General features: G+C 39.1%; 12 protein-coding genes and 1 pseudogene. 5 read left to right on the top strand and 8 right to left on the bottom strand.

What is annotated here, in order from left to right; genetic code table 11:
• Both EA341_RS02990 and EA341_RS02995 read left to right on the top strand, forming a co-directional pair.
• A pseudogene (locus tag EA341_RS02990) lies at positions 1 to 1,548 on the top strand (cyclic beta 1-2 glucan synthetase); the annotation flags it as partial.
• 95 nt (positions 1,549 to 1,643) lie between these two features.
• Positions 1,644 to 1,862 carry a hypothetical protein gene (locus EA341_RS02995; RefSeq protein ID WP_293011202.1) on the top strand — a complete coding sequence of 73 codons (219 nt, stop codon included), beginning with the start codon at positions 1,644 to 1,646 and terminating at the stop codon, positions 1,860 to 1,862.
• A 390-nt stretch (positions 1,863 to 2,252) separates the two neighbouring features.
• Here the strand turns inward: EA341_RS02995 and EA341_RS03000 are convergent, their stop codons facing one another.
• The 7 genes from EA341_RS03000 to EA341_RS03030 all read right to left on the bottom strand — a co-directional run bounded on the left by EA341_RS03000 (position 2,253) and on the right by EA341_RS03030 (position 14,009).
• Positions 2,253 to 4,172, bottom strand: a complete 1,920-nt coding sequence (locus EA341_RS03000; protein WP_293011203.1) for a hypothetical protein — start codon at positions 4,170 to 4,172, stop codon at positions 2,253 to 2,255.
• 151 nt (positions 4,173 to 4,323) lie between these two features.
• Positions 4,324 to 5,151 carry a sialate O-acetylesterase gene (locus EA341_RS03005; RefSeq protein ID WP_293011204.1) on the bottom strand — a complete coding sequence of 276 codons (828 nt, stop codon included), beginning with the start codon at positions 5,149 to 5,151 and terminating at the stop codon, positions 4,324 to 4,326.
• Between the two features lie 535 nt (positions 5,152 to 5,686).
• Positions 5,687 to 6,709: an alginate lyase family protein gene (locus tag EA341_RS03010; protein WP_293011205.1), complete on the bottom strand. Its 1,023-nt coding sequence runs from the start codon at positions 6,707 to 6,709 to the stop codon at positions 5,687 to 5,689.
• A gap of 245 nt (positions 6,710 to 6,954) precedes the next feature.
• Positions 6,955 to 8,142: a DUF4861 family protein gene (locus EA341_RS03015; RefSeq protein ID WP_293011206.1), complete on the bottom strand. Its 1,188-nt coding sequence runs from the start codon at positions 8,140 to 8,142 to the stop codon at positions 6,955 to 6,957.
• 13 nt (positions 8,143 to 8,155) lie between these two features.
• A complete protein-coding gene (locus tag EA341_RS03020; protein WP_293011207.1) occupies positions 8,156 to 9,382 on the bottom strand; it encodes a glycoside hydrolase family 88 protein in 1,227 nt (408 codons plus the stop codon).
• A gap of 72 nt (positions 9,383 to 9,454) precedes the next feature.
• A complete protein-coding gene (locus EA341_RS03025) occupies positions 9,455 to 10,966 on the bottom strand; it encodes a RagB/SusD family nutrient uptake outer membrane protein (RefSeq protein WP_293011208.1) in 1,512 nt (503 codons plus the stop codon).
• Positions 10,967 to 10,991: 25 nt separating this feature from the next.
• A complete protein-coding gene (locus EA341_RS03030; protein ID WP_293011209.1) occupies positions 10,992 to 14,009 on the bottom strand; it encodes a TonB-dependent receptor in 3,018 nt (1,005 codons plus the stop codon).
• Positions 14,010 to 14,234: 225 nt separating this feature from the next.
• Between EA341_RS03030 and kduI the strand changes: the two genes are divergently transcribed.
• The 3 genes from kduI (at position 14,235) to EA341_RS03045 (ending at position 17,018) form a co-directional block, all read left to right on the top strand.
• The gene (gene kduI / locus EA341_RS03035) at positions 14,235 to 15,071 is read left to right on the top strand and encodes a 5-dehydro-4-deoxy-D-glucuronate isomerase (RefSeq protein WP_293011210.1); all 837 of its coding nucleotides are present in this window, start codon (positions 14,235 to 14,237) and stop codon (positions 15,069 to 15,071) included.
• 1 nt (position 15,072) lies between these two features.
• Complete coding sequence (locus tag EA341_RS03040) at positions 15,073 to 15,855, top strand: gluconate 5-dehydrogenase (RefSeq protein ID WP_293011211.1); 783 nt, start codon at positions 15,073 to 15,075, stop codon at positions 15,853 to 15,855.
• A gap of 122 nt (positions 15,856 to 15,977) precedes the next feature.
• The gene (locus tag EA341_RS03045; RefSeq protein WP_293011212.1) at positions 15,978 to 17,018 is read left to right on the top strand and encodes a LacI family DNA-binding transcriptional regulator; all 1,041 of its coding nucleotides are present in this window, start codon (positions 15,978 to 15,980) and stop codon (positions 17,016 to 17,018) included.
• Positions 17,019 to 17,349: 331 nt separating this feature from the next.
• Here the strand turns inward: EA341_RS03045 and EA341_RS03050 are convergent, their stop codons facing one another.
• Entirely contained in the window at positions 17,350 to 19,017 is a 1,668-nt protein-coding gene (locus tag EA341_RS03050) for a sulfatase (protein WP_293011213.1), read from the bottom strand.
• Positions 19,018 to 19,102: the final 85 nt, after the last annotated feature.

Consider the following 19,102-nt stretch of genomic DNA (forward strand, 5'->3'; position numbering starts at 1 on the left):
AATCAGGTTTTGTCCTTTTGGGAAAAAACGCTTTCAAAAATCAAAGTTTCCACACCTGATAAATCTCTGGACATCATGGTAAACGGATGGTTGATGTATCAGAATTTATCAAGTAGAATGTGGGCACGTACCGCATTTTATCAATCTGGAGGAGCATTTGGTTTCAGGGATCAGCTGCAGGATGCCACAGCTGCGCTTTATGTGGATCCTAAAATCTGCCGGAAGCAGATTCTTCTGCATGCAGAAAAACAATATCAGGAGGGTGATGTACTACATTGGTGGCATTCCCCGACAGGTAGGGGGATCCGTTCCAAGATCACTGATGACCGACTTTGGCTTCCATATGTGGTTGAATTTTACCTACAGTCAACTGATGACCAGTCCATACTCCTTGAAGAGGTGTCTTATATCCATTCAAGAAAACTTGAACCATCTGAACATGAAGCATACCTTCATCCGGTTACCTCAAAAGAAATGGGCTCCGTTTACGAACATTGCTGTAAGGCAATAGATATTTCGCTGCAATTTGGCGTGCATGGACTCCCTTTGATAGGCGGGGGAGACTGGAATGACGGAATGAACCGCGTAGGGGAAAACGGCAAAGGTGAAAGTGTCTGGCTCGGATTCTTCCTTTATATCATTTTGGTCAAATTCGAAAAAATATGCCGTGTAATGGATGATGGGCAGCGGGCCGATCATTACCTGAAGGTGGCAGAAGAACTCAAACTGAGGCTAAATGATGAAGGATGGGATGGCAAATGGTACCTCAGGGCTTTTTATGATGATGGCACACCTCTTGGATCTTCTGAAAATGATGAATGCAAAATAGATGCAATTTCCCAGGCCTGGTCAATCATTTCAGGAGTAGCCACAGAAGAAAGAGGAATTGAAGTGTTGGAGGCTGTAGAAAAACATCTTGTTTCCGAAAGTGACAAAGTAATTAGATTGCTTACACCTCCCTTTGACAAGACAGACAAAGATCCGGGCTACATTAAAGGCTATATCCCCGGGGTAAGAGAAAACGGAGGACAATATACCCATGCAGCGCTTTGGGTGATCAAAGCATTCGCAGAAATAAGTATGGGAGAAAAAGCGGTATCCAACCTAAATATGGTCAACCCAATCAATCACGCACTCAACCGGGATGCTGCCGATCAATATAAAGTTGAGCCTTATGTGGTCTCAGCTGATATTTACGGAGAAAAACCCCTGTCTGGACAAGGAGGATGGAGTTGGTACACAGGCTCTGCAGGCTGGATGTATAGGGTAGCATTGGAGTCTGTCTTAGGTTTACAATTGAATGGAGACGCTATCTTACTGAACCCGTCAATCTCAACAAACTGGAAAGGATACAGTATAGACTTGCGTTTAGATGATGATGAAACTGTATATCATATTCAGATTGATAACTCCAATGGGCTGCAATCAGGCTTGCTCAAAGGAACAATTGATAGTGAAGATGTACAATTTGATTCCTATCCGGCCAGGATATTGCTGAAAAAAGACAAGCAAAAACACAGCATCCGATTACAGATTTATGAAGGATAATTACTGATAAACATATAAATTGCGGAAAGTAAATACTTTATTGGAGTTAACTGTCAAAGCTTTTCTCAAGAACTTTAAATATAAAACCAACAAATATGGCTACTCTAGCAAAATCAATTTTTATCAACATCAAAAAGGGATTAAAAAGTATAGAACCTGTAGTAATGATCTTTTCGGGGACCTATCTTCTTGTTCATGGTATGCAAAACAAAAATTATCCGCTTGGAGTAGCTGGAGGCTTACTCTTGCTAAGGGGTGGAGTTAATTTAGGTAAAGCTATGGAAGAAAGTGACCTGGAAGAATCCCAATCTTAAAGCAAAGCAAATCAATGAGTCCTAAATTATAATAAACCGACTTTATTGAATGGCGTTCTCCTTTATCTGAGAGGTCTTATACCTCAAAGTATATACAAAAAGGCAAAGGTGAGCTGCTTTTGAACGGCAGTGATTTTTTTAACACGTACAGGATACAAAAGAAAACCTTGGGAGTTGGATTTATTTTGACAAACACAGACCAATTCCAAACACAGGTGTTTAGGTTGGGGTTAACATCTAGATCTTGATTTTATGTTGTCTCCAGAAGAAGATCTCCTATATTTTATTTCGGATATGCATATGAATAATGGAAAGGCTTAAAGTTTTTATGATTAATAGTATATCAACACTCAATGCGGAATTAATTCTTTATGTCTTTTATGACTAAGATTACACAGAAAAGGTCAACACCAATTTTTTATCATGTATTTCAGCGCAATCTATGATCAATGGAAATGCCTGAAGGCCGGGCACAAAATTATAGACCCGCTGACTTTCAGGAATCGTAGTTTCTATCGGATAATTTGAACGAACGGTTAAGGTTCCCGTTTCCTTTATGCATTTCAAGCTAATTCTACTGAGCTCAATCTCTTCCTGAGCAGAACATATTACCGGAAAAATAAACCGCAGTTTCCCTTTTACTATGGGCTTATCAAGTGCTATTTCTAAGCTGAAAACATCCTTTTTGACCCTGTAATCTAAATATACCTTAGGTGTCCCCGTCTCAGGGGCTCTGTTTTCTCCATCCACCAACCTCGATGTGGTGGAAATAATCAATTCCTGTTCGGTCTCAGTGGACGTAATTTCCGCATGGTGATCGCTAATGTTCCTGTAAACCCGCTGTTCATCCAAGGTCAATTCAAGTCTTGGGGTAAGGTTCATGAAATTTTCCACCTTGCTTTCATCGAGCATATTGAAACGCTCCCAACGTTGGTATTCTGTCATGCTGGCGGCGCTAACCATATCCTGTTGCATGTGAAACAAGAGGGTCAAAGCACCTCCACTGGCATGCCCATTAATTTCTGTTTTATAGCCTACATTATAGGCAGTAACAGTACCACGCCAAGCCCCCTTTGAAAAAAGAATGGTGTTATTACTGTCAAACTTTTTAATCCCATATTCTTTTCCCCGAGGTAATTCATTTTGGGGGAAATCAATTTGCTTTGTCTTGGTGTGTGAAAGGTTCACCAAGGATTTGGCATGGTTGAAGGTATGGTGAATGGATGGGGCTACTCCTTCAATGAATTCATGGGGCCCACTTTGCAATAAATTATTGAAGGTACATGCATCCAAAATGCTAAGATTTCGGTAAACCGCTTCCGCAAAAATAGGTGCTCTATCGGCAAAAGTATTATAGCCGGCATGACAACCATCCGAAGTCCGACTGCCCCAAAGTGTCCATTTGAAGCTTCTGGTTCCCCAACTGTTGTCCCAAGCGCCATTGGGCAGCATAAATTCGAGGTGCGCCTTCATGGACTCAAACACCTTGCTGGCCAAGGCTTCATTTCCAGATAGTTTGGCGTAAATTGCCATGGCAGGAAGACTTTCCTCCACGTTGTAACCTAGGTCAATCGGATATTGTCCCTCTGCATTCCCTTCGCGCCCTCCTTCACCAAAAAACAAGCCATCTGGGGTAAAATAATGGAGCAGGCCATTGGCGATTTCTTCTGCCTTTTTGATGTATTTATCCTCTTGGAAAAGCTCGCCCAATTGAAATAAGGCTAATGCGGCGGTTGCCGGATAATTGATATTGCCAAAGTCAATACCAATGGTCCGAAAGATGAAATCTGATGCACGATAGAGCCTGTTTTTCCATTCTTGCACCCGCTCCTCCCCAAGCAAGTCTGGGTAATGCAAGATAGCTTCCAGCTTGGTCATCGCAGCAAAAACCGTTATGCCCTTCCAGCTATCAGGCCTATTGGCATCGTTGTACCAACAACCTAGTTCTTCAGACCAACAGTTATGTTGCTCCCAATCGTAGACCTTTAGGGCAGCTTCCAGGTACTTGTTGTCATTTGTATGTTTTGCCATCCATAGAAAAGGATAAATGGCATCTGCTGACCGGCCCAAGTAGATGCCATCCCCCGGACTATAAATGCCTCCATGGGTCTCTTTATTTCCTGGGCTGTTGGTCTGATGCGCCAACAAACCCCGACACCACTTTTCAAGAAGCTTGGTGGCCAGTTCCTGTAGCTGATTTCCATCAGGATGAACATTGTCCCAATTTGCAGCAGCAAAGGCCGAGGGCATAAGCAGCATTGGAGGAACAGCCGCCAAGGTATTTTTAAGAAATAATCTTCTATGCATCATCAGTTCTTATCGTTAATCCCTCATCCTTTGCCTGCATCGCTTGTCCATGAAACAAAAATCTCAAGGTTATATCAGGGCTTTGTTTAGTCAAAATACAGCCACTCAAAATCCCAAACTAAGCAGAAGCAATCCATTTTTCATGGTCATTGGGCTATTTTTGCATTTCTATAAATCGTTCTGCAAATCTTTCCCCCATTTTCCTTTGTCCCTCTGCATCAAAGTGAACGCTATCGCCTTTATGAAACAAATCGCTTGTTTTTACCAAATAACTATTCGAATCCCTTTCAATGAACGTGCTGATTTTACTATTGATGGATTGCCACTTGGCATCATTTTTTGAAAAAGAACCCAGTTCTCCTATAAAAACCGGCAATTCCTGATTCCCCACTTCAGTCCTAAAAGAGGTAAATAATTTTTCCAATTGCGCGTCGTACATGTTGATGGTTTCCGCTTTGGAAGCATCGGTTTCACCTTGATGCCAAAGTATGCCTTTAATGGTCCCGTATTTTTTCCCTATTTCCACTTTCTCCTTAAAATTGGAAAATAAGGTAACCCCTCTAAAGCTTGAATCATTAACCCATTGCCTGATGGAGCTGCCGCCAACTGCCGTTGGAAGCATCAGAATTGAGATATTGTCAGGAACATACTTGAGCAGCTCTTTTCCAAAAGAAAGGCCGCAGTCCAATCCGGTCATCGCAGGTTCATAAAAATGCAGCGGTTCTTTCGCTATGATCAATTCCCCATTTTTATTGATGGATAAAATCCTAGGATAGGGAATGGTATCCATGGCTTCAACCTGACCCCGACCGGCCATATTGGATTGTCCTGCCATGATAAAAACCCATACCTCTTGATCTTCAGGAATAGTATCTATTTTCAACTCCTCCTTGGGGAAAAATTTTGTTCTGTCATCATTTAACATATTAGAAGAGCACAAGGCAAGTAAAATCACTATGACGAGAAGTAGGAATTTATGCATAGTTTTATTTTCATTGATGAATTAATTAAAAATTTGATACACTAGTACTTTCGAAGGAAATCAGACTGTCTGAAGCAAACATCCAAAAACATTCTTTTCGGCCATACCCTTAACTTTTAAATGAACTGAGTTACCATATTAACCCAGATCTAGCTTATTAACTGATCTCAAACTTTAGAAGGAAGTCTGTTTTCAAGGTGTATTTAATCCTTCGTGCTTTTTTATTCTTCGATTTGGCACTCTCTTTTTAGGATATTTATTGGAATGTCCAAATATTAGTGCACCTTCCAAATAATATCAAGGGTAAAATTCCATTTCCATTTAGCACTTAACTTCCCTACATTTAAGGCTGATAGTCTTTGCTACATTTTTTTGTTTCATATTTCACTATTTTATTATGTATACAATATGGCCATATAAACAAACCCTAAGTTGATAGGTAGATTGATTTTTATCTAAAAACCCCAAACACAGATCTCGCAAACTTGATTTGGGAAAAAGATGCTTTAAACAAAAATCATCCATCTCTTATTTTTTAAAACCTCTGGTTGATCCAAAGAAGGGGATTTCTTATAGGCATATTACGAATTACTTCAGTGTTACTGAAATCAGCATTTAGTGATTGCCACAATATTAAGTAATGATCTTTTTGTAGCCCCAATCCCCCAAACAACAAAAATGGATGCCGAACAGGCCATTCATTCCAGTGCATCACATCCTGTGGATATGGCCAATTATTTTTATTTTGCACGTAGGGATATAGAAAAGATAATCCCAACTCAAGATTTTTACCTTCACTTGTGGTGTAGAGAAACAGGTTTTCTTTTTCAGTCGAAAGCGTTTGACAAATAGTGGCCATGGCATCCATGGTGAAGAGTGAATAACCGTAAGGCTTGGTCCGAGCAAGTTCTTTGGGAAAACTTCCATCACCAGCCATTTGATCAGGGAGAAGAGTTTCTTTGTACATTTTTTTGCAATAAGATTTGACCTCTTTGTTATCTACAAGTGATGCAAAAACTGCTGCCTGCATAGCCCAACAGACACTATGATTATTACCATGATCCCTTTCCTGAATGCCATATGGATGGGAAGTTATCCAATCCAAATAATCTGAAAACCATTTTTTTATTTTTATGATTTCCTCAAAAGAAAAAACGCCTGCAGTCTCTACAGCCTCAAAGGCTTTTACTACTTCAACCAAGTGTATTGTATCAATAATACCTATTCCTCTGCCTGTCACCCTTCCTACGATTGCCTGTCCATATAGCAGGTTTGGGTTCATGAGCGTGTTTTCATCAACAAACCAAGCCATGAAATGCGGTCTTAATTTTTCTGCAAATTCCTGATCCCCTGTAGCCAGATAAGCTGAGCCAAGTGCCCCAGATATTTGACTAAAGCGAATCATAACTTCACGGTGCTTAGTGAAATTATCCGGGTTCGTCATTCCATCCTTCTGAATGTAAGGGCCATATGGATTTACTGAATCTGGCCACCAGTAATCCCCTTCTGAATAAAAATCATTGATCCCTCCTGCACTTCTAACTGCAGGGTAATTCACTATAGTAATTGGTTGATAATCTTTAAATTTCTCAGCAATCTTTAGTACTCTGTCCTTTTCAGGTTTGAGGAAGCTTTTATCAAGTAATGCATTTTGACCTAAAGATGTGAGATTTACATTGAGTAAGAGAAACAAAAATATACATACTCTAATAATGCACCATTTTATCCCTGAATAAATTCCAAGCACTAAATCCAATAGCTTATATATGTTTTTAAAATAAATTGATATCAATATTTTGAAAATTATTTTTCAATAAACCTGACTTTAATAGGACTCATTAGCCTTCCAGAAAAATCTTGAAGATAAGACTCCCAATCACTTTCGTTCCTTATGTCCCCAGCTTGGTCCCAAGCAAAACCAGCATAAAAGACCACTTTATTTTTCGAATCTGGTATTAAATTGACTAAAATATGGCTTTGATCCCTATGCTGACTCTCATGTTTCATATGACTTTCTATCAGAGACGGATCTACTACCAGTCCTGTCCCTATAAAGGTGTCTTCCATAGGCTCCCAATAACCAAAAACCCCTTTTTCGTCATCCCAAAAAGTTATACCTTCATTTTCATGCAGGGTGATTCCTACAGTCAAATAAGGTAAAGGTTCTGAACTGTCAATTTCAATTTCGTATTTTGTCAGTTGGCTTCCCAAGTCCAGAGAAATATGTTTTGTCTCTTTAATCGATACTCCTTCTACAGAATAAATATCATAATCCAACTCAAAAACAGTTCTAAGTGGCCCTTCAGCCAAGGTTTTATAACCAATAAAATTATCCGCTGCATAGAGGGTATCTTTATGCCAGTAACCGGTTCCTCCTACTCCTCTACTTATACCTACGTGGTAAAAGTCAGCACCTTCACCAGTATCTTTATGATAGGAACCTACTCCTGACAACTCTTTTTCATACCATTTATCAATAATGGGGTAAGGTACTTTTTTATGCCATGCATCAATTCCACTTGAAAAAGTGCCTCCAGGCTTTCCTTCTTTAATCCTTCGTAATGCATCCGGCCCATAAGTTCTAAAAGCTACTTTATCATTTTCCCAGGTATAGTCATCTGTCCTTTCAGGAACAAATCTGGAATAAGTCCTGACTTCTGGAGTTTCATATGGCTCTTCAACACCCTCAATTTCTAATACAATTTCATTATTGCCTTGCAGACTAACTCCCACTAGTAGGTTTTTTCGTGACCCCTTTTCATCCAAAAGCCACTGATGATCCAAAAAAGTATCATTTTTGATATTTTTAACTCTTATATTTTCCCACTCCTTATTAGCCAATGATTTTTGTACTGATTCCAAAGGGAGATTGACAACTGTATATGCATGATCACTCTCGGAGGACAATATAAAGTACGGGTAAGATTCGTTCTCCTTGCAGGAGAAGAAGCTTAGAGTGACAATCAAGAATAGGGAAGTATTAAATTTCATTGGGATTGATTTATTAATAAAACTTTAACTCAGATGTAAATTTTAGTTCCTTTCTTCTTTGGAGAGCTTCTAGGTAATAATAATCTGCATAAACCAAAGGTACATCGACTTCATGTTTTCCAGGTAAATGACCCGTACTATGATCTAAAATAAAACCTTTGTTTTCCCCAAGTCTAGACCTGTATTTGGATGTCAAATTATCCAAAACCTTATCTGCTACTTGACTATAAGAAAGGTCATCTCCTGACAGGTAACTACTGAGTTCGAACATGGCCGAAGCCATAATGGCTGCCGCAGAAGCATCCCTCGGAGCATTCGGAATATCAGGAGCATCATAATCCCAATAGGGAATCAAATCATCAGGCATATTGGGATGCTCAAGCATCAAATTCGCTATCTTTTCAGCCATTTCAAGATACTTTTCTTTCCCTGTTTCACGATAGCACATCACAAAACCATAAAGTCCCCAAGCTTGGCCCCTTGACCAAGATGATTCGTGGGAGTAACCTTGATGGGTATTCTTCTTCTTCACCTCTCCCGTAAGCGTATCATAATCAATAACATGATAAGAACTGAAATCATCTCTAAAATGATTGGCTAGAGTAGTCTCGGCATGTGTATCGGCTATATTATAATAAGTGGAATCTCCTGTTACCTTAGTGGCCCAAAATAAAAACTCAAGATTCATCATGTTATCAATTATGACAGGAAACTGCCATTTATCAGTATTATGATCCCATGATCTGATGGCTTTTACCTTTTCATTATATCTGGAAATCAACGCATCTGCAGCCTCCAACATGACTGCTTTGTAGTGCTCGTTTCCAGTCAGTTGATATCCCTTTCCAAAGCTGCAATAAAATATAAAACCCAAATCATGAGTTCCTTTGAAATCCTTCATCACTTCAAGTGGGGCAGTAAATTCCATCGCCTTTGCTTTCCAAAAATCTTCCCCCGTGGCTTCGTACATCCACCAGAGATTTCCAGGGAAAAACCCACTAGTCCAGTCCCTAGCTTTTACCATAAACAAAGTATCTGACCGAAGAGATCTTGGACTCACAAGTTCCGGGAAATTATGCCTCACCTGTTCAATTTCCTGAAAGGCAGTAGTTAGCTGTTTACCTGCAAACGCTATTTCATCCAACTTGACTTCTTCACTTTTACAAGATAGACTGACAACAAATATTACAGGAATCCAATACAGTAAAGTTTTTGACGAAAAATATACTTTTCTAAACATTTCTATTTGATTTAATGATCAATATAAAAGCCTAAGAGATAAACACTCTAAGGCTTTTATATTTAAATGAAATTAATACCCTGGATTCTGTGGTAATAAATTTGGATTAGTTTCTAGCTCCTGACGAGGTAAGGGCATGAGGTAATCTCTTGCCTCAGAGAAATTAGCTTGAGGTTCAAGTGAGTCGGGGCCAAGAAATGCCTGATTTCCGAGTCTCCTTCTCTTGATGTCATACCATCTTTTGAATTCGAAAGCCAGTTCAAACCTTCTTTCTTCGATAACTTTATCGATGAAGGCATTTTTATCCAATCCCGGTAATACATCCTCCGGAAAAGAATTCATCATGCCCGCTTCATTTCTGGCCCTTTCCCTCACTTGATTTAAATACCCTACTGCTTCAGCATTACCACCGCTTATTTCTCCCAAAGCTTCTGCGGCAATCAACAATACTTCCGCATATCTCATGGCAGCATAGTTATGATCACTCTGCTGAAACTCACCTTGTGCATTTCCCGGGAACCTCGTGTATTTTGCTATATGAGGTCTTTGTGTATTGACGAAGTTTTCATAAGACTGCAGTGTGCCTCCCATTACAATGGCTGAATCAAAACTTACCCTTTTTCTATAATCACCTTCTGGCCATGTTTGATAGACTTTTAAAGAAGGAACCATCACACTCCATCCCGAGCGATCAGCACCTCTCACACCAGTCATGGAAGCATTAAAATCCACATTGACATTACCTGGACCTGTTTGTAATCCTAGAAAATCAACTGCAAACACATGCTCCTTAAGTCCATTTGCAGCTTGAGCATTGAACAAATCCTGAAAGTCTTCCATCAGGTCGTAGCCAAAGCGGTCTTTATTATCTATCACCCATTTTGCCTCTTCATAAGCTCTTTGCCAATTTTCTAGAGTAAGATGTACTGAGGCCATATAAGAAGCTGCTGTACCTTTGGTTGCCCTTGTCCTAACACTATTCGGGTGAGTGTCTGGCAACCACTCTTTAGCAAATTCTAAATCAATCAGAATATTTTCATAGACCTCGTTAACACTTGTTCTGGAAATAGTTTTTACTGCCTCTGGATCATTGATAAAGAAATCAATGTATGGTATTTCTCCAAAATTCCTTACAAGGTGGTAATAGGCAAAGGCTCTCATGAATCTTGCTTCAGCTATTAATGGATTCAGCTGATTTTCCGTGGCCTCAACATTTTCAGCACCGGCAATAGCTGCATTTGCAGCACTAATTACCTGATACCAAAGTGGCCAAAAGGTGATGACCATGCCGTTATTGTCGTCCATATTGAAATCATTCATCTGTTGCCTGGCAGCTGGAGTTCCCCTATCTCCAATGTCAACCATATCACTTCTCAACATCAGCGCTGAAACAAACTGCCTTCCGTATAAAGCTTCAGTCGCTAACAATCCGACTGATCCCAAAACTGCAACCTCTACATCATTGACCGTTCTGAATAACCCCTCGGGTGCCAATAGACCAACAGGTCTTTCCTCTAAATCAGTGCACCCCCACACGATGCCGATTAGGCAACAAAATGAGCAGATAATTTTAAATTTTTTCATGGTATTTATAGTAATGTTAATGCTGTTAAAATATTATGTTTAATCCCATTGTGTATGATTTGACATTAGGATAGCTCCCATAATCCAAACCTAAATTTCTATTGCCATTTGTGCCACCTCCTGAATTGTAATTTACTTCAGGGTCATATCCTACATAATTGGTGAAAGTCAGAATATTTTGTGCAGAAGCATAGATTCTTAACCGCTGGACACCTATTCTACTGGTCACACTCAATGGCATATTATAACCAAGTGCTATATTTTTCAATCTTACAAAACTCCCATCATAGATAAATCTTGTCGACACTCTCCTTGTCCTTCCCAAAAAGGCACTGGGAACATTTGTATCAGTGTTCTGAGGTGTCCATCTGTTAAGCGCCTCAGTTGTTGCATTGTTGATGCCTGAAAGTAAATTCAGTTCCATCAAGGTGTAACTTAAAATATCATTCCCCTGAGACCCTTGAAAAAAGATATTCAGGTCAAAATTTTTCCATTGGAAATCATTATTCCATCCAAAAATAAAATCAGGGTGGGGATTACCTATAATTTCTCGATCATTGGCATTAAGTACACCATCCCCATTAATATCCCGGAATTTTTCACCTCCTGGCCTCTGCTCAAATCCACCACCTGGAATGAAAGTATCTCCTTCCTGATAAACACCATCATAGATCCACCCGAAAAAACTTCCCACTGGATAACCTTCTCTCAATATTTGTGTCTGACCAAGTCCAACCATATGGCCAGGTCCAGAACCATACAGGATATCATTACCACCTGGCAAACTCAATACTTGATTTCGGTTCCTTGAAATGTTAATATCTGAATTCCATTTAAATGCACCTGTGAGTATCCTTCCTCCTAATGTTAATTCTATTCCTTTATTTTCAACACTTCCCACATTCTGCAACTGATTTGAAAAGCCAGAGTATTGTGGAAGTGGCACTTGAAATAAAAGATCGCTGGTCACCATTCTATAGTATTCAAATGTTGCATATATCCTATCTGATAAAATAGCAATATCGGTCCCAATATTGAATTGGGCAGTTGTTTCCCAAGTCAAATCATTGTTGGCAACGGTTGTCGGCCTTATGGCATTTACGGGTAAACCATTTACTACGGTAAATACATCGGAAAACCTCGCTAATGTTTGGAATGGCGCAATAGCCTGATTTCCAGTAAGCCCATAACTGGCTCTTATTTTTAATAAGCTGATTGTTTGATTATCCTTCAAAAAACCTTCATTTCCAACATTCCATGCTATGGCAGTTGAAGGAAAGAAAGCCCATTTATTATTTGCACTGAATGTAGATGAACCATCATATCTGGCATTAAATTGAAAAAGAAACCTGTCGTCAAAGCCATAATTCACCCTGCCGTAAAAGGACGACAAAGCCCAGTCGGTAAGGGAAGAGGTAGGTCTTTGCCATACAGATGCAGCTCCCAAATTCCAAAATTCGAAAGCATCAGTCACAAAATTCTGACCTGTGCCACCCCATGCTTCATTAGACTGTGTTTGATAAGAATATCCTCCCATAACCGTGAGGTTATGCACACCATTAAAAGTCTTGTTGTAAGTTAAATAATTCTCGTTTTGTAACAATGTACTTCTTATACCATTGACATTCCCCTGTCCTCCTACAACCCTACCTGCATTAAGCAATGTCGGAGTATAAGTACCTATTCTACCGCTATTAGTAGTGGCACCAAGTGTTGTTCTAAAAGTGAGATTATCTGAAATCCTATAATCTGCCAGGAAATTACCCTGAACCCTATCATTTACAGATTCATTTTGAAACTCTCTTGCAACTGCTACTGGGTTATCATGAGGATCATTCATTCGAGCTATCGTATACATACCATTTTCATCGAAAATAGGCTGGTCGGGCTCAAACTTAAATGCACCGGAAACAACACCTGTATTATTTGAACCACCGGAGCCCTCCTGGGTTCTGGTACCTTCTTGAGATGAACGTTGTGCAAATATATTCACACCCAGCTTCAACCTGTCTGTGGCCTGTATATTCACATTACTTGTAATGGAAAAACGGTTAAATCCAGAACCGATGATAACCCCTTTTTGATCAAAAAAAGCAGTGGAAACATAATAATCAACATTATCGGACCCACCAGAAATAGAAAGCTGATGATTCTGGATCTGACCAGGTCTAAAGATTTCATCCTGCCAATCAGTATTTGCCCCCAAGGAAGAAAACTGAGGTCTTATTTCCGAAATATAATCTATGAATTGATCCGCATTTAACAAATCAAGTCTGCTAATTTCTTCCTGACTGGAAAAAGCTGAATTGAACTCAATTCTTGGTTCACCTTTCTTACCGCGTTTTGTAGTAACTAAAATAACCCCATTTGCCCCTCTTGAACCATAAATGGCAGTGGCAGAAGCATCTTTTAAAACCTCTATCGACTCTATATCTTCAGGAGGAGGAAGTGCCCCGCCTACAAAACCATCAACCACAAATATTGGATCACTACTGGCATTGATAGAAGTCCCTCCCCTGATTCTGATTTTAAAATCAGATCCAGGAGCACCATTATTTGCCTGGATTTGAACTCCAGCTGCCCTGCCTTGAAGTGCCTGAGCAACATTGATTGCCGGGAATGCTGTCAATTCTTCTGACTTTACAGACGCAACCGAACCAGTAAGGTCTGATCTTTTTTGAGTACCATAGCCTACAACAACCACTTCACTTAATGAGGACAAGTCACTCTCCAAAGCGATATTTATAATTGTTTGATTTCCCAAAGCCATCTCTTGTGTTTTAAATCCAATCGATCTAAAAACCAATATAGGATTAGTCCCTTCTACTTCAATTGAATAGGATCCATCAAGATCCGTTACAGTTCCAATAGCCGTTCCTTTCAATTGTATTGTTGCACCAATAATAGGCTCTCCATTTTCTTCTGTCACAGTCCCTGTAATGTTGGTCACTTGAGCCTGTGCCTGATTTCCATAAAGTAACAATGTTATCAAAAAGAGCATGCTGCACGCTATTTTTCGATATGCTAGTAATTTTTTTTCCATGGGTTAATTGTCTTGATGAGTTATTTATTGTGCAATCGATTGTTCAAATATAATAGTTTAATTTAATTTCTAAAATTTTCTCTAAAATAAATTAAAAAATTTAATTAGTTCTTTATTAGCACTTTAAATTCTGTTTTAAGGATTTAAGCCGTAATATGATTGGAAACTTAAATTTGTAAAAAAATCATTTTGTTATATATTTGTGCAAACGTTTACATAGACACTATGAAATATAATACACGATATGCTACACATCCCAATGATGTAATGAGCTATGACACCCAGAAATTACGTGATCACTTTTTAATCTCGAACTTATTTGATGGCGATGAAATTAATTTGGTATACACCCTGGAAGACAGGTTAATTATCGGAGGTGTAAACCTGACGCAAAAATCGGTTGAGTTAACAAGTTTCGATCAACTTAAGACTGATACTTTTTTGGAAAGACGAGAAATAGGAATTATCAATATTGGTAAAAATTCAGCTCAGGTAATGGCTGATGAGGAGACCTATTATTTAAAGTCAAAAGAGGCCTTGTATATTGGGAAAGGAGTGAAAAAAATAATATTCAATGCTACAGACGAAGGCAACACACAATTGTATTTTAATTCTGCCCCAGCCCATAAGTCTTATCCTACCATGAAAATCGGCAAAAATGATGCTGAGGTAGTCACCTTAGGTTCTCTTGAAAATTCAAACCATAGAACAATCAATAAATTAATTGTGAACTCTGTAGTCAAGACCTGTCAATTGCAGATGGGAATGACAGTATTAAAACCTGGATCTGTTTGGAACACCATGCCAGCACACACACACGACAGAAGGATGGAAGCGTACTTTTACTTTGAGTTGGAAGAAGATCAGGCAGTCTGTCATTACATGGGACAACCGAATGAAACCAGGCATATTTGGATGAAAAACCACCAAGCAGTTATATCCCCACCTTGGTCCATTCATAGCGGGGCAGGAACTTCAAATTACAGTTTTATCTGGGGTATGGCAGGTGAAAATTTAGATTATGGGGATATGGATAAAGTGTCTATAATTGATTTGAAATAAAATGAAAAACTTATTTGATATTACAGGTAAAATAGCACTGGTAACTGGAGCGACGCATGGCTTGGGAATGGCAATGGCTAAAGGTCTGGCTGAGCATGGTGCAACTTTGGTGATCAATGGACATACACCTTCCAAAATGGAGGAAGCTTTAATCAAATATAAAGATATGGGCATAGATGTAAAGGGTTATCTTTTTGATGTAACTGATGAAAATCAAGTAAATAAAGCCTTAAAAAAGATTGAAAATGACATCGGCCCAATTGATATATTGGTTAACAATGCAGGGATTATTAAAAGAGTGCCAGCGGTAGAAATGGAAATAAGCGATTTCAGAAGCGTAATTGATGTAGACCTGGTTTCTCCATTTATCATGTCTAAAAACGTAGCCAAATCTATGATAGAAAGAGGTGGAGGGAAAATCATCAATATATGTTCAATGATGAGCGAACTTGGCAGGGATACGCTAGCTGCCTATGCTTCAGCCAAAGGCGGGCTTAAAATGTTGACCAGAAATCTGGCTACTGAATGGGCCAAACATAACATTCAGGTAAATGGTATTGGGCCTGGCTACTTTGCAACAGAGCAAACTGCCCCTATAAGAGTTGCGGGTCACCCTTTGCAGGACTTTATCATTGAAAGAACCCCAGCAGGCAAATGGGGAGATCCTCAAGATTTGGTTGGAGCTGTTGTATTTCTTTCTTCAGAAGCAAGTAATTTTGTCAATGGACAAATATTATACGTTGACGGAGGAATTTTGGCAACTATTGGGAAACCGAGAGCATAAGACTAGAAGTTAAAGAAGTATAGACTTCAATTTTGTTTATCACTTCAAAAAAATCATGGTCTCAACTAAATTTCAAAAGAAAAATTGACTATCTAATAAGTGCACTGCTTAGGAATTTTAATATGAAAAAAGAAAAAGCTACCATACATGATATTGCTGAAAAGTTAAATGTAACGGCTTCCACTGTTTCACGGGCCTTAAATGATAGCCCTAGGATTTCACAGGCAACAAAGAAATTGGTTGTGAAAATGGCAAAACAGCTTAACTATCAACCTAACAATATTGCTTCCGCATTAAGGAGTGGAAAGAGTAAGTTGATTGGTGTTATTATCCCTACCGCTAATAGGGCATTTTTCTCATCTGTAGTAAGAGGGATTGAAGAAATTGCCAATAACTTGGGGTATAAGGTTATAATCTGCCAGTCTTATGATGATCTTAATAAAGAAATAGAAACTATTGACGCCCTTTTAAGTGCCAGAGTGGATGGCATCGTAGCATCTACAGGTAAACAAACGGTTACTTTTGACCATTATCAAAGGATTATAGAAAAGGGAATTCCCCTGATATTATTTGATAGAGGTAATAAAGACCTTAAAGTAAGTCAAGTGGTCATAGATGATTATCAGGGGGCTTATCAAGCTGTCAAACACCTCATTGATCAAGGTTGCAAAAGAATTGCTCATTTTACTAGCACAAATAAAATCAGTATATATAAGGATAGACTGAGGGGATACTTGGATGCCCTAAGAGATGCAGATATTCCGATTGCAGATGAACTTATTGTTGAAAGTGATCTTCAACTTGAGGATGGTCGAATGGGTATGGAAGTATTGCTTGAATTAAAAGAAAGACCTGATGCAGTTTTCTCTTCTAGTGACTTTGGTGCTATGGGTGCCATGCAAGTATTAAAAGAAAAGAAGATAAATATTCCAGAAGAGGTTGCACTTGTAGGCTTTAGTAATGAGCCCTTTACTTCATATACGGACCCACCTCTATCCTCAGTTGACCAAATAAGTATAACTATGGGGAAAATTACTGCAGAAGCATTTTTTGATGAATTAAAGTTAGATAAATCCAACTTCATCCCACAAAGGACGGTACTCTCTCCTCAATTAATCATCAGAGCCTCTTCAAAAAAAAATGAAACCATTTCAGATGAATAAGTTTAGCTTCTTCCCTCCTTCAGAATGGCTAAAGATTTGAATATACATAAATGAAAGTAGGTAGTTTACTTTTCCTAACGGAAAGTGTTACTTTTTGATTCTGAATTTGACAAGAAGAATAACAATTTCCGTGTACCTTAAGTAGCATTTAATGCAATTCAACACCATGGGATATACCTCCATCTAAAATTATCATTATTTGATTGAAGAAGATTTGGTAAGGAATTATGAAGGTCCAATAATCACCGATATGTAGTGTAAATAATTTTAATAGCTTTACTGTATTAAAGCGAAAGCAAATCAATGAGTCCTAAGTGAGCATAAAGCCACTTTATTGAATGATATACTCTTTTATCTGAGAGGTCTTATATCCTATCCTTACAGCTCTTGTTGCAATCTTCTGACCTTTAACGGCGTCCAGCGGACTACTGTAAAGTAGCCAGTGTTTCCCTCCTATCTGCCCTTCTACCTGATAGGCTATACTGGCCCCTTCGGTTTCCGAGGAAAGGTGAATCTTGCCATCTTTGGACTCAAAATCTACGGGGGCAGTTTCAGGTTGCATCATTCCTGGCCACATCATATTTACCAGATCATATTCTGGAACAAATCCCAGATCACCGACTTGCAACTGCCAGGCAGATAGCGCCTTTCTAAGTTCCTTTAGTTTGACCTGATGTTCAGGTGATTCAGCCAAATTATGAATTTCATCCGGATCTGACATGAGGTCATACAACTCTTCTAAGGGTTTGGTTTTCATAAAAATATAGGCTGCTCCATCAGTTAATTCTCCTTTTTGGTCCATTTCAATCATGGCCCTTGTCATATCAATCTGTTCTCTATAAGCATTCCTGTAGATCAACGGCAATTCTGGTCTAAAATTCCTGATATACACAAACCTCCCGTCGATTACGGACCTACTCATATCTAGAGATTCGTCAAATCTATCGGCAGAACCAAAGGCATATTGATGTGGAGAACTGGATTTATATTTCCCCAAAAAGGACTTTCCGTGCATGTATTCCGGTGGCTCAATACCTACCAAAGACATGACCGTCGACCCAAGATCCATCAAGGAAACAATTTCCTCTACTCTACTGCCCGCCATCTGTCCTCCGGGCAGTCTCACGATCAGAGGAACCCTGAGACCGGAATTGCCAACAGCTCTTTTTTGCCGGAGTAAAGGACCTCCATGATCTGACCAAAAAAAGATGATGGTGCTTTCCAATAAATCTTGATCTTCCAATTCTTGCAGTATTTCTCCAACCTGATTGTCCAATTCCATAATATTAGAATAAGCCCTCCCCACATCTTGCCTGACCACAGGCATTTCAGGAAAGTATTTAGGAATGTGAACGCTGCTTTTATCCGCCAACATGGGATCTTCTTTTTTCATGAAAATTCTGGATTCATGTGTAATTTCATGATTGAATACCGCAAAAAATGGCTGACCTTCTTCCCTGTTTTTATAGGTGGCCTCCCTTCCTATTGCATCCCAGGCTGTGATGGGAGAATTGAATTGGTAGTCTGTTTTAGCATTGTTGCTAGTATAATACCCTTCCGCACGTAAGTATTCTGTAAAGCATTTGACAAATGGAGGAGGAACTGTGGCATATTCCGGTACATTCCTGCCTTTGATGTCTTTGACTCCATAATAATCCTTATAGGTTTCATCTTCAGGTTCTCTGAAGGCATAGTGAGGTCCTGTCCGCATATTGTGAGAACCTATACTGACTGGATACATACCTGTTATGATACTGCTTCTACTAGGAGCACAGACACCCACTGTAGCAAAAGCATTTGTATAGGTAATTCCCTCATTTGCCAAACGGTCAATATTTGGGGTTTTGATACTACTGTCTCCATAAGCAGGAAGTAATGTACTGATGTCCTCAACAGATATCCAGAGGATATTAGGTGATGAAGAAGATTGAGAAAATGAATCCTGTATCAAAAAGAAAAAAAGAAGGGAAATGACAATTGAATATTTTTTGAAGCTCATAGGTCTATAGGCTTTTATTTTCCAATTTGGAGAAAAATCGTGAAAGATTGAATTTTCATCTTAATGTTTAATCAGAGCTATGGCG

Origin of the sequence: Mongoliibacter sp. (assembly GCF_007692705.1) — a bacterium.
GTDB lineage: Bacteria > Bacteroidota > Bacteroidia > Cytophagales > Cyclobacteriaceae > Mongoliibacter.